Source organism: Sphaerisporangium sp. B11E5, from assembly GCF_039871875.1.
In the GTDB taxonomy this organism is placed as follows: domain Bacteria; phylum Actinomycetota; class Actinomycetes; order Streptosporangiales; family Streptosporangiaceae; genus Sphaerisporangium.
Window position 1 is genome coordinate 127,575 of the sequence record NZ_JBDPMD010000008.1, and the last position, 11,879, is coordinate 139,453.

Below are 11,879 nucleotides of genomic sequence, written 5' to 3' on the forward strand. Positions count from 1 at the left end.
TGCGGCGTACTCCCGCCGGGCCGTGTGTGCCTATCCATGGGTCACCGGCTTCTCCGTCCCGGTTCAGTCCGCGCGCAGCGCCTCGTCGAAGACGTGGCGGTGGTCGCGGAGGTAGGTGATGTCGTTCAGGTACAACGAGTCGTGGCCCTCCGCGATGTGGTTCTGGAAGGCGGTCACGCCCGCGTCCGCCTGGGCGCGCATGAACGTCACCAGGGCGTCGAGGCGGCGGATCACGGTGTCCACGAGATCGCGGCGGGCGTCCGGGCGCAGGCCGTAGTGGTCGCAGAAGGCACGGGTCCGTGTGGCCTGTTGTTCCGGGGTGCCGAAGCCGGAGGGGTTGGCGGGGGCGGTGATGGGGGCCCAGCGGTAGGTGGCGTAGGCGACGTCCCAGAGGCGGGGACCGGGGGTGGCGGTGTCGAAGTCGATGACGCCGACCACTTCTGTGCCGTCGAGGACGCAGTTGTAGGGGGCGTAGTCGTTGTGCAGGACGACTTCGGCGGGCGACATCGCGGGGAACATCCACCCCGTCTCGTGGCCGGGGACGTAGGCCGCGGTGACGTCGTGGTAGGCGCGGAGGAGTTCGGCGGCTGATCTCAGGGCTTCGGTGGAGGTGACGGCCTCGGTCAGGGGGTACTCACCGACCTCGCCGGGGAGGTGGTCGAGAATCTCCAGGCCGTCGGGGGTCGTTCCGTGGACGCGGGGGGAGGCGGTGAAGCCCTCGTGCTCCAGGTGGCGAAGCAGGCCGTGAACGGCGGGGGTCCAGGGGCCGGTGGGGCGGTGGACGGTGAGGCCGACGCGCAGGACCTGGTTGACGCCGCCTCGCAGAGGGATTGGCTCCGTCATGTCGTCCATTCTCGGGAGTGAAAGCGCGGGAGCGCGGGGTTGACCTTGACGTCGGTGTCAGGGGTTACGTTCGGGGTGGCCACGGATCAGGGAGGGTCTGTGCGGATCGGGGAACTGGCGGCGCTCGCCGGGACCAGTGCGCGGGCGGTGCGGTACTACGAGCAGCAAGGGTTGCTCGCGGCGCGGCGGTCGGCGAACGGGTACCGGGAGTACGACGAGAGCGACCTTCGGGTGGTGCGGGAGATCCGGTCGCTGATGGCGGCGGGGTTCTCGCTGGAGGACGCGCGGCCGTTCGTGGAGTGCCTGCGGGACGGGCACGCCACGGGCGACGCGTGCCCCGAGTCGGTCGCGGTGTACCGGCGGCGGCTCGCGGTGCTCGACGCGGAGATCCACGCCCTGGTCCGCCGGCGGGCCGAGGTGGCCGAGCAACTGGCGCGGGCCTGCCCGGGCTGTGCCGTGGACCCGGAGGGAAACAATGATCACGTTGACGAGCGAGAACTTCGACGAGCAGGTGCTGCGCGCAGGCAAGCCGGTACTGGTCGACTTCTGGGCGGAGTGGTGCCCACCGTGCCGGATGATCGCCCCCGTCCTTGAGGAGATCGAGAAGGAGTACGGCGACCGCCTCACCATCGCCAAGCTCAACGGCGACGACCACCCGGACATCGCGGCGCGGTACGGCGTGATGGGGCTGCCGACGCTGAACCTCTACCGGGACGGCGAGGTCGTGCGGCAGGTCGTCGGGGCGCGGACCAAGCGGATGCTGCTCGCCGAGCTGGACGGCTGCTTCTAGATCAACCCGTGGTCGCGGGCGTAGACCGCGGCCTGGGTGCGGTCGCGGAGGCCGAGGCGGGTGAGGATGCGGGAGATGTGGTTCTTCACTGTGCCTTCGCTCAGGTAGAGGGTGGTCGCGATCTCGCGGTTGGTGGAGCCGGTGGCGATCAGGCGGAGGACCTCGGTCTCGCGGGGGGTGAGGACGGGGTCGAGGTCGGGTGGGCGGGAACCGGTGAGGTGGTGGGCGACGGTGGAGTCGATCTGGGTGACTCCGGCGTGGGCCAGTCTCACGGCTTCCGCGAGGTGGCCGGCGGGGAGGTCCTTCAGCAGGTAGCCGGCGGCGCCGGACCGGAGGGCCTGGAGGACGTACTCCTCGTCGTCGAAGGTCGTGAGCATGATGACGCGGCAGGCGGGGACCTGGCGGCGGAGGGCGGCGGTGGCTTCGACGCCGTTCATCACGGGCATGCGGACGTCCATCAGCACGACGTCGGGACGCAGGGTCAGCGCGGCTTCCAGCGCCGCCGCGCCGTCGGGGGCCGTGCCGACGACGGCGATGCCGGGCTGGATGGCGAGGAGGGACGCGATGCCTTCCCTGACGAGCTCCTGGTCGTCCACCACCAGGACCCGCACAGCGGTCACGCTCCCGTGTCCTGGCCGTCCCTCGCCGGGACGTGCGCCGGTCACGCGCGGGCTCCCGCGTCCCGGCCGTCCGCCGTCAGGGCGGGGACGCCGGTCGCGCGGGGGATCGTGACGGTGACGGTGGTGCCGGTGCCGGGGGCGCCGGTGACCGTGACGTCGCCGCCGAGGGGACGGACGCGTTCGCGCATGCCGCGCAGGCCGTAGCCGTCGGGGGGCGACGGGGGCAGGCCGCGGCCGTCGTCGGCGACGACGAGGCGGGCCTCGGATTCGCCGCAGGTGAGCGACAGGGTGACACGGGTCGCGGCGGCGTGCCTGCGGGCGTTGGTGAGGGCTTCCTGGGCGGCGCGGTACAGGACGGTGAGCACGGCGGGGGTGTACCGCGACTCCTCGCCGCTGATGTCCACGGTGACGCTCGGGTCGTGGCGGACCAGATCGGTGAGGGCGGCGCCCAGGGAGAACGGCTCGCCGTCCTCGCGCAGGGTCCGCACGGACTGCCGGACCTCCGCGAGGGCCCGTGCGGCCGACCAGCGGGCGTCGGCGAGCGCCCGCTCGGCCGCGGCCCGGTCGCGGTCCAGGAACGCCGACGACTTCTCCAACTGGATGCCGATCGCCGTGAGGTGGTGCCCCAGGCTGTCGTGGATCTCCCGGGCGAGCCGGTTGCGTTCCGTGGCCGCGGTCAGCTCCGCCACCCGGCCCGCGTACGCCGCCAGCCGCGCGTGGGACTCCTCCAGCCGCGCCTGGGCCCGCCGCGCGCTCACCGCGACCGCGGCCATGGAGAGCGCGAGCACCACCCCGAGGGTGAACATCAGCAGGTCGGAGAGGTACGCCGGCTCCAGCCACCACCCCGGCGCCGAGACCGTGAACCACACCCCGAGCAGCACGGCGGACGCGGCCCCGAGCGCCACCCCGGCCACCGGGCCGAACGCGAAGTACGCCGTGAACGGCACCAGCACGAACAGCACCCGCGACAATCCCGCGGCGTCGAACGCCGTGACCCCCACGTACAGCGCCAGGCGTACGCAGAGCAGCACCGCGGCCGCTCCGGCCCGGACGGGGTGGCGCCGCCGCTCCCACGCGTCCACCGCGAACAGTGCCGCCAGCGCGGCGGCGAACCCGGCGAGCCGCCCCGCCTGTGGCCCGTCCGCGCCGAACAGCTCGTAGTACACCCCGGCGGCCAGCACCGCCCCGTACAACACCGACGGCACCCACGGCACCGGCGGCCCGGGCCGCGTCATGACGGGTGCCACTCCCGCACCTCCGTGATAGCGGTTCGTGTGCAGGCTACGCCGAACCTGCCGCCATCTGGAGTGCGCACGGCAGACTCCGGCCATACGGCACGTGCCGGACGGCCAAGCACATGAGGCGGCCCGGCACTTACCGCCCGCCTCCGCCGCTCCCTACGTTCGAAGGCGTTCCCCCCTTCGTCGAATGGAGGCGCCATGCCTTCGTGGTTGCTGCGTTTCGGTGTGGTCTGCGGAGTCCTGACCGGTCTCACGCTCGGCCCACCCGCCCTGGTCGAGGTCTTCACCGGCGAGACCACCGCGACGAGCTTCGTCATCGGCCTCGGCACCGTCTTCGGCCCCCCGGCCCTGACCGCCCTCTACCTGCACCACGGCCTCGCGGCGGACCGGTTCTCCGCCGTCGCGTACGCGATGAACATCCTCGGCCTCACCTTGTTCGGCGCCGTCGCGTTCAGCCTGAACATCGTGCTCTTCCACCTCGACCAGCCCACCGTCGCCCGCCTGCTCGCCGGCCCGGCGCGGCTCGCCCTGCTCACCGCCGCCGTGGTCTTCGTCGCAGGCACCGTGCTGTTCGCCGCCTCGATGCTCCGTTCCCGCAGGTTCCCCCGCGTCCCCGTCTACGCCTACGCCGTCTCCCTCCCCCTGCTGGCCCTCCTCGCCCGCCTCCCCGACACCCCGCTGACCAGCGCCGTGCACGTCACGGCCGCCGCCGCCCTGATCTGGCTCTCCCTGTCCGCCTGGCCGGGGACGGGGGGCATTGCGGTGGCCCGGCGCGGCGGGACAGAATCAGGTCACGTCACTCGGGGGAGAGGCTGAGGCGTCACGAGCGGGGCGGGTTCCGGGTCGTGTCGGCCGGTGCGCGAAAGGCTTCACAGTGGTGTTCCAGCGGCGGGGGCGGCGCGTCGCCGAGGCGGTGCGCCGCATCACGGCCGCACAGGACTGGGACGAGTACGCCGCCGCCGTCCGGGAGTGCCCGCCTGAGCTGTTGCGGCCGGTGGAGGAGGTGCTCGTCGAGGGGTTGCGGCGGGCCAGGGAGGCCGAGGGGGACTCCGCGGACGTCCGCGCCTTCGAGCGGCTCACCTGGGCCCTCAACGCCTACCGCACCGGGCGTGCCACCGGCGGGTGGCCGTTCGGTGAGCCGTACCCCGGCGCCGTGGACCTCGCCGGCCCGCTGCGGGTCGTCGTCGACTCGGCCGACGCGGACGAGGTGCGCCGGGCCGTCGCCGAGCACCCTGAGCTGCTCACCCCGGAGACCGACGCCCTGCTGGCCGGGCTGCAGGGCGACCTGGAGGGCGCGTTCGAGCAGGAGTCCGCACATCAGGTGGCCCGGCGCCGGCGCATGCTGGCCGGGCTGCGGCGCACCGGCGAACTGGAGGACGGCGAGTTCGTCCCCGCCGAGGAGTCCGAGCGGGAGATGCTCGGCCTGCTGTCCGGCACGCAGGGGGCGCTCGCGACATACCGGTGGACCGGCGACGACACCGCGCTCGACCGGGCGGCGGGGCTCGCCCGGCGCATGACGGGGCACCGCATGTGGCACTCGCTCGACCGGGTGGCCCGGGCGTCCCTGGTGCACCAGGTCGCGATCGCCCTGCAGGACCGGTACGAGCGACAGGGCGAGGCCGCCGACATCGAGGCGGCCGCGCACCTGCTCGGGGTCAACGCCGCCACGTTCCCCGTGGACCACGTCGACCGGCCCGGCGCCGTCGGCAACTTCGGCAACGCCCTGCGGCTGCGGTTCCGCGAGTCCGCCGACCCCTCCGACCTCGACGCCGCGGTGCGGGAGCTGGAGGACGCGACCGTGACGTTCGGCCGTGACGACCCGTTCGGCCCGCTGTCGCTGAACAACCTCGGCAACGCGCTGCTCGACCGGTACCTGATCCGCGCCGACGGCGCCGACCTCGACCGGGCGATCGCCGCGTTCACCCTGGCCACCCGAGCCCACGCGGACGAGGAGTACCCCGTCTACCTGAACAACCTCAGCCGCGGCGCCCTGCACCGGTACCTGCGTGACGGAGCCGCCGGTGACCTGCGTCTGGCACAGGAGACCGCGGAACGCGCACTCGCGGCGGAAAGCGCGTCGCAGCGGCACTACCACCTGGCTCACGCGGCCGAGGTGCTGCGCGCACGGTTCCACCAGGACCGTGACGTGGCCCTGCTGCGCCGGGCCCGCGCCCTCGTGACGGAGGCGCTCGAACTGGTCCCGCACGGCCCGGGCACTCCCCGGCACACCTTGGTCCGCGAGCTGATCGACGACGACCTCGCCGCCGTCGCCGCCGGAACCGAGCCGCGTCCCCTGCGGGAGAGCCTCAGCGGCCTCACCCCCGGCCCGCCCGGCCCGTACGACGCCCTGCGCGAGCAGGTGAACTCGCTGGTGCTGCGGGAGGACCACCTCGGCGACCCCGCCGACCTGGAGCGCCTGATCGCCCTGCTGGAACGGGCCGTGGACACCGTGCCGCCCGACCGGCCCGAGCACGCGGGGTTCCTCAACAGCCTCGGGGCGTCCCTGCACGACCGTTACGCGCGCGACGGCGACCCCGCCGACCTGGAGCGGGCCGTCGCCGTGCTGGGGCGGGCCGCGCGCCTCGGCCCCGGCAGCGCGCCGGCGTCGTCCAACCTGGGTCTCGCCCTGCTGAAGCGCCACCTGCGCACCGGGGAGCCCGCCGACCTGGACCTGGCGGTGGGGCACATGGAGGAAGCCGTACGGCGTGCCCCCGGCGACGCGACGTACCTGTCCAACCTGAGCGAGGTGCTGCGCAGCCGGGCCGAGCACACCGGGAGCGTCGCCGACCTGGACCGCGCGGTCACCCTGGCAGGGGACGCGGTGCGCGCCGGGACCACCGGGCGCGGGCGGACGGCGACGCACCTCGCCAACCTCGGCAGCGCCCACCAGTTGCGTGCCGAGCGCACCGGCGCCGAGGCCGACCTGGACGAGGCGGTCACCTACCTGGACCGGGCCGCGCGTACCGTCCCCGCCGGCCACACCGCCGAGGTGGGCATCTGGTCGAACCTGGGCAACGCCCTGCGGATCCGCTACGAACGCACCGGCGAGGCCGCCGACCTGGACCGGGCGATCGAGGCGGGCCGCCACGCCGTCGGCGCCACCGCGCGCGACCACATCGACGGCGCGATGGCCAGGTCCAACCTGGCGAACGCCCTCCAGCACCGCCACCTGAGGAACGGAGCCCCTGCGCAGGCCGGCCGGGATGACGGTGTCCCATCGGACGGTGTCCCATCGGACGGTGTCCGGGAGGGTGTCCTTGACGCGGCGGCCGGCCATGGCACGTCCGACCTCGACGAAGCCATCGGGCATCTGTACGCCGCCGTGCGCGGGCTGCCCGCCGGGCACCCCTTTCTCGCCAAGTGCCTGTCCAACCTGGCACTGGCACTGGAGGACAGGTTCGAGCGCGGCGGCGACCCCGCCGACCTGGACGAGGCGCTGGCCCGCCTGGAGGAGGCCGTGCGGATCAGCCCGGCGGGCTCGGCGGGCCGGTGGATGTATCTGTCCAACCTCGCCAACGCGCTGCGCTCCAGGTTCACCCATGCCGGGGACCTCGCCGCCCTGCGGCAGGCGATACGCCACCTCGACGACATCCTCGCCGCGGCGCCGACCGACCACCCGAACCGTGCCGCCTACCTGACCAACCTCGGCAGCGCCCTGTCCGCCCTGCACGACCACGACGGCGACCCCTCACACCTGGACCGCGCGGTCGCCTCGTGGCGCGCCGCCGCCGAGCTGCCCGCCGCGGCCACCGAGCAGCGCATGCGGGCCGCCGTCCTGTGGGGTGCGCGGGCCCGGACCCCGGAGGCCGCCGCGGACGGCCGCGCCGCCGCCGTACGGCTGCTGCCCCGGCTGGCCTGGCACGGCCTGACCCCGGCGACCCGGCGCCGGCACCTGACGCAGTGGCCGGGTATGGCGCGGGCCGCCGCCGAGGCCGCGATCACGGCGGGCCGCGTCACCGAGGCGGTGGAGCTGCTGGAGCTCGGCCGGTCCATCCTGTGGTCCCAGACCCTGCGGCTGCGCACCGACCTCACCGCGCTGGAGCGGGCCGCTCCCGAGCTCGCCGCCCGCCTCGCGGAGATCCGGCACGTCCTGGACGCCCCCGCCGAGGACCCCGACGGCACCGCCGGGCGCAGGACCCGGCTGGCCCGCGAGTGGGACGACCTGGTGGAGCGGGTCCGGGGGCTGGACGGCTTCGCCAACTTCCTGCGCGCCGTCCCGTACGCCGAGCTGCGCCGCGCGGCGGACGGCGGCCCCGTCGTGATCGTCAACGTCGGCACCGGCCGGTGCGACGCCCTGATCGTCACGTCCGGCGCGGAGGACCCCCTGCTGGTGCCCCTGCCCGGCCTGCGGGCCGGGGACGCCGACGCGCGGACCCTCGCCTGGCTGACCGCCCTGCTCCGCGTGGACGAGGGCGACCGCTCACGGACGGCCCTGGTCAACCTGCGCCAGACCCTCGCCGCCACCCTGGAATGGCTCTGGGAGACGGTCGCGTCCCCCGTCCTCACGGCCCTCGGCGCCGAGCCGGGGACCCGGTTGTGGTGGTGCCCCACCGGCCCTCTCGTGCTGCTCCCGCTGCACGCCGCGGGGGCCCGCGACGGCGCGTCGGCGCTCGACCGGGTGGTCTCCTCCTACACCCCCACCCTGGACGCCCTCATCCGCGCCCGCCGCAGACCCCCGCGGGGCGACCCGCGCCTGCTGGCCGTCGGCATGTCCCGCACCCCGGGGCAGCCGCCGCTGCCCGCCGTGGCCGGCGAGCTCGCCGAGATCGCCCGGCGCCGCGCCGTCACCACCCGCCTGGTGGACGGCGACGCCACCCGCCGCCGGGTGCTCGAGGCGCTCGCCGAGCACGAGTGGGCGCACCTGGCCTGCCACGGCACCCAGAACCTGCTCGACCCGATGACCGCCGCCGTCCACCTGCACGACGGCCCGCTCACGGTGGCCGACATCGCGGCGAGACCGCTGGAGCACGCCGAGCTGGTCTGCCTGTCGGCCTGCCAGACCGCCGTCGGCGGCGTCGGCCTGCTGGACGAGGCCGTGCACCTCGCCGCCGCCCTGCACGTCGCCGGGTACCGGCACGTCGTCGCCACCCAGTGGTCGATTCCCGACGACGACGCGCCCCGCCTGGCGGCCCACCTGTACGAGACGCTCACCGCGGACGGCCGCCCCGACGCCGCCCGCGCAGCCGCGGCCCTCCACCAGGCCACCCTCGCCCTGCGCGCCGCCCACCGCAGCCGCCCCGACCTGTGGGCACCGTACCTGCACATCGGCCCGTAGGCCGCCGGAAGGAGGCGCATGACGCCCGAGGAACGCAGCGAGCCGCTCACCGAGGGGTGGGCGCTGGCGTTGTGGTGCGAGGAACTGCCCCGCCTGCGCGCCGACGCCGAGGCGGGCGGCTGGACGGTGCCTCTGGAACGGCAGGCCGCCGCGGTGGCCGAGGGCGGCTCCGCGGCGACCGCGTGGGAGGAGCTCGGCGTCTCCATGGCGGGCGGCCACATCGTGCCCGACCCCGCGATCCGCACCCGGGGCGCGGTGGTCGTCGTGCCCGGGCAGGACCCGGTCCGCCTCACCGGCGACTACGCTTGCCCCCACCGCCGCTGCCCCCGCCGCGCCACCCGCGACCACCACGGCCGCCCCCCGGCATGCGCCCTCGACGGCGCCCCGATGCGCTTCGTCCCCACCTCCTGATGGAGGCCCTCCTCGGCGAGCTCGGCCGCAGGATCGCCGACCGCTGGCTCGTGCAGCTCGTGCTGCCCGGCCTGTTGTGGCTGGCCGCGGCCGTCACCGCGCTGACCCTCGGCCACGCCCACGCCCTGGACGGCGGACGCCTGCTGCGCCGGGCCGACCTCGCCGCCATGGCCGTCCCCGCCCGTCCCGTCCCGATCGCGGTGACCATCGCCGCCGCCCTGGCCCTGGCCGCCCTCGCGGGGCTGGCCGCGCAGGCCGCGGCCCGCGCGCTGCAGTCGATCTGGGTCGGCCAGTGGAGACCGCCCGCCGCCGCTCTTGGCGCGCGGCTCACCGCCCGCCGCGCCGGGGACGCCCGCGCGAGGTACGCCCGCCCGCCCTTCCCCGAGCGTTACCTCCCGGCCCGTCCCACCTGGATCGGCGACCGCCTGCGCCTGGCCGGTGAGCGCGTCGACGCCCAGTACGGCCTGCGTCTCCCTGTCATCTGGACCGCCCTGTGGCAGGTCATGGACGACGCGGCCCGTGCCCCCGTGCGCGACGCCCGCGACGACTTCGACCAGGCACTGAGACTCGCCGCCTGGGGTGTGCTCCACACCGCCGTGGGCCTCGCGTGGTGGCCGGGCCTGCTCGCCGGCGCCCTGACGTTCGCCGTCGCCTGGCGCAGGGGCCGCGACGCCGCCGCCACGCTGGCCGACGTCGTCGAGGCGACCGTCGACACCCATCACCGCGCCCTGGCCGAGGCCCTGGGCGTCGCGTTACCGCACGGCCGGCTTACGCCCGCGGAAAGCGCATCGATCAACGACCTTCTTCACAAAGGCCATTCCCGCCCCTGAGTAATAGATCATGTTTTTCGCCGTGACCGGCGCCGCTGTTCCCCTTTTTCCGGCAAATGCGCGACGTAGGATATTAGCCCGCCAGTTCAGCGCCAGAACGTGAACCGGCTCGGGGAAAACGTACGCCGGTGGGAGCCGTTCACGGAAGGTCGTACGACGTGGAGCCGAGGGCATGGGAGCCGTTGGGGGACGGCGATCCCCGGACACTGGGGTCGTACCGGCTGCTCGGGCGTCTCGGGGAGGGCGGCATGGGGATCGTCTACCTCGGTGAGGACGTCCACGGGCTGAAGGTCGCGATCAAGGTGGTGCGGAAGGAGTACGCCGCGTCGCCGGCCTTCCGGCGGAGGTTCCAGGCCGAGGTGGAGGCGGCGCGGCGCGTCCGGTCGTTCTGCACCGCGCCGGTGCTCGCATGGCGGCTGGACGACTCGCGGATCCACCTGGTCACCGAGTACGTCGACGGTCCCGACCTCGGGCGCGCGGTGGACGAGCGGGGGCCGTTCGAGGGCTCCAACCTGGAGGCCCTCGCGGTGGGCACGGCCACGGCGCTCGCCGCCATCCACCAGGCCGGGCTGGTGCACCGCGACTTCAAGCCGGAGAACGTGCTGCTGTCCCCGGTCGCGCCCCGGGTCATCGACTTCGGGCTGGCCCGGCCCCTGGACATGACCAAGCGCCTCACCGAGCCGGGCAACATCGTGGGCACGCCGCGGTACATGGCGCCGGAGGTGCTGGACCCCGCGCGGGTGACCACGGCGTACGACGTCTTCGCCTGGGGCGGTGTCATGGTGTTCGCCGCCACGGGACGCCCGCCGTTCGACGGCGACAGCCTGCTGCACCTGCTGCACCGCATCACCCACGACCAGCCCGACCTGGACGGCCTGCCCGAGGGCCTCGCCAAGGTCGTGGCCGCCGCGATGGCCAAGGACCCCGCCGAGCGGCCCACCGCCTGGGACCTGCTCACCACGCTGGTCGGCCCCGGCGCCGACCCCGCGCGCACCGCCGAGATGGTCCGCATGGACCTGACCCGCGCCGAGATCGTCCTCTGCGGCCCGCAGGCCCGCGCCGAGTACGCCGACCGGCTGACGCGGTCGCTGCGCGAGGACGGCCTGCCCGTGCGCTCGGCCTACGAGGCGCCGGACGGCGACCAGCGGCTGGACGGCGCGCCGGCCCTCGTCGCCCTGATGACGCCGGACGAGCCGGAACCCGTGGCCCGCGCGCTGAGCGACGCCCGGCGCCTCGGCGTCCCGGTGCTGCGTGTGCTGCTCGCCGGGCACGAGCCCGGCCACGTGCGCTTCTACGACGCCAGGGACGGCTCGCTGCCCGGCGAGGCCGAGATCGCGTGGCTGCGGCGCCTGTGCGAGACGCCGCCAAGACCCGCGCGTGCCGTCCCCGCCGCGGGCCTGGAGAGGTTGCGCCGTCTCACCGCCGCCGGGGACCTGGTGGCCGCCGACACCCTGACCACGGCGCTCCTGCTCGACGCCGCGGGGCGCACCGAGGAGGGCTGGATGGCGCAGTCGGACGGCGCACGCCTGACCACCCCGTTCCTGCGCGACATCGAGGCCGCCTGGGCGGACGGCACGGCGGGGCGGCACGGGTTCGCCGCGCAGCTCGGCCGGTACTGGGGCCACCAGCGCGCCGGCACGCGGACCGATTTCACCGAACTGGCACGGGCGCTCGGCTGGACTGTGAACTTATCCGCAAAAAATGGGACATATCCCCAATGGGCTACCCGCTCGGATTATCGGCCGGGTTTCTTTCCCACGCTCCGCAATCCATCCCGAGAGTTGCAAAATGGATGGTACGACCGGTGGACGCTGACGGTCATGGCGGTTCACCATCAGCTTCGGAGACGCCTGTGAAGTTGTTCGAGGA

At 74.5% G+C, this 11,879-nt stretch carries 10 protein-coding genes; 7 read left to right on the plus strand and 3 right to left on the minus strand.

Going from position 1 to position 11,879, the window contains the following annotated elements; translation table 11 throughout:
• Positions 1-63: 63 nt before the first annotated feature.
• A complete protein-coding gene (locus tag ABGB17_RS10915) occupies positions 64-843 on the minus strand; it encodes an aminoglycoside phosphotransferase family protein (protein WP_347628088.1) in 780 nt (259 codons plus the stop codon).
• Between the two features lie 99 nt (positions 844-942).
• Here ABGB17_RS10915 and ABGB17_RS10920 point away from each other — a divergent pair, with 99 nt between their 5' ends.
• Positions 943-1,437 carry a MerR family transcriptional regulator gene (locus ABGB17_RS10920; protein ID WP_347628090.1) on the plus strand — a complete coding sequence of 165 codons (495 nt, stop codon included), beginning with the start codon at positions 943-945 and terminating at the stop codon, positions 1,435-1,437.
• Positions 1,319-1,633, plus strand: coding sequence for a thioredoxin (gene trxA / locus ABGB17_RS10925; protein ID WP_347628092.1), 315 nt, complete (start codon positions 1,319-1,321; stop codon positions 1,631-1,633). The genes ABGB17_RS10920 and trxA overlap by 119 nt, the downstream gene beginning before the upstream one ends.
• Here the strand turns inward: trxA and ABGB17_RS10930 are convergent.
• A complete protein-coding gene (locus ABGB17_RS10930; RefSeq protein WP_347628094.1) occupies positions 1,630-2,253 on the minus strand; it encodes a response regulator transcription factor in 624 nt (207 codons plus the stop codon). The two genes, trxA and ABGB17_RS10930, sit on opposite strands and share 4 nt — an antisense overlap.
• A gap of 41 nt (positions 2,254-2,294) precedes the next feature.
• Entirely contained in the window at positions 2,295-3,500 is a 1,206-nt protein-coding gene (locus tag ABGB17_RS10935) for a sensor histidine kinase (protein WP_347628096.1), read from the minus strand.
• Positions 3,501-3,692: 192 nt separating this feature from the next.
• Between ABGB17_RS10935 and ABGB17_RS10940 the strand changes: the two genes are divergently transcribed.
• From ABGB17_RS10940 to ABGB17_RS10960, 5 genes are all read left to right on the plus strand, one after another.
• Positions 3,693-4,310 carry a hypothetical protein gene (locus tag ABGB17_RS10940; protein ID WP_347628098.1) on the plus strand — a complete coding sequence of 206 codons (618 nt, stop codon included), beginning with the start codon at positions 3,693-3,695 and terminating at the stop codon, positions 4,308-4,310.
• Between the two features lie 61 nt (positions 4,311-4,371).
• Positions 4,372-8,769, plus strand: coding sequence for a CHAT domain-containing protein (locus tag ABGB17_RS10945; protein WP_347628100.1), 4,398 nt, complete (start codon positions 4,372-4,374; stop codon positions 8,767-8,769).
• A gap of 18 nt (positions 8,770-8,787) precedes the next feature.
• Complete coding sequence (locus tag ABGB17_RS10950; RefSeq protein ID WP_347628102.1) at positions 8,788-9,180, plus strand: hypothetical protein; 393 nt, start codon at positions 8,788-8,790, stop codon at positions 9,178-9,180.
• On the plus strand, positions 9,180-10,010 hold the full coding sequence (locus ABGB17_RS10955; RefSeq protein ID WP_347628105.1) for a hypothetical protein: 831 nt from the start codon (positions 9,180-9,182) through the stop codon (positions 10,008-10,010). Before ABGB17_RS10950 ends, ABGB17_RS10955 begins: the two co-directional genes overlap by 1 nt.
• Before the next feature lie 158 nt (positions 10,011-10,168).
• On the plus strand, positions 10,169-11,866 hold the full coding sequence (locus tag ABGB17_RS10960; protein ID WP_347628107.1) for a protein kinase: 1,698 nt from the start codon (positions 10,169-10,171) through the stop codon (positions 11,864-11,866).
• The last annotated feature ends 13 nt before the right edge of the window (positions 11,867-11,879 follow it).

What these genes read in the sequence shown, in the direction of transcription:
- ABGB17_RS10915 (WP_347628088.1), bottom strand. Translation starts at nt 843, where the DNA reads ATGACGGAGCCAATCCCTCTGCGAGGCGGCGTCAACCAGGTCCTGCGC.
- trxA (WP_347628092.1), top strand. Translation starts at nt 1,319, where the DNA reads ATGATCACGTTGACGAGCGAGAACTTCGACGAGCAGGTGCTGCGCGCA.
- ABGB17_RS10940 (WP_347628098.1), top strand. Translation starts at nt 3,693, where the DNA reads ATGCCTTCGTGGTTGCTGCGTTTCGGTGTGGTCTGCGGAGTCCTGACC.
- ABGB17_RS10950 (WP_347628102.1), top strand. Translation starts at nt 8,788, where the DNA reads ATGACGCCCGAGGAACGCAGCGAGCCGCTCACCGAGGGGTGGGCGCTG.
- ABGB17_RS10955 (WP_347628105.1), top strand. Translation starts at nt 9,180, where the DNA reads ATGGAGGCCCTCCTCGGCGAGCTCGGCCGCAGGATCGCCGACCGCTGG.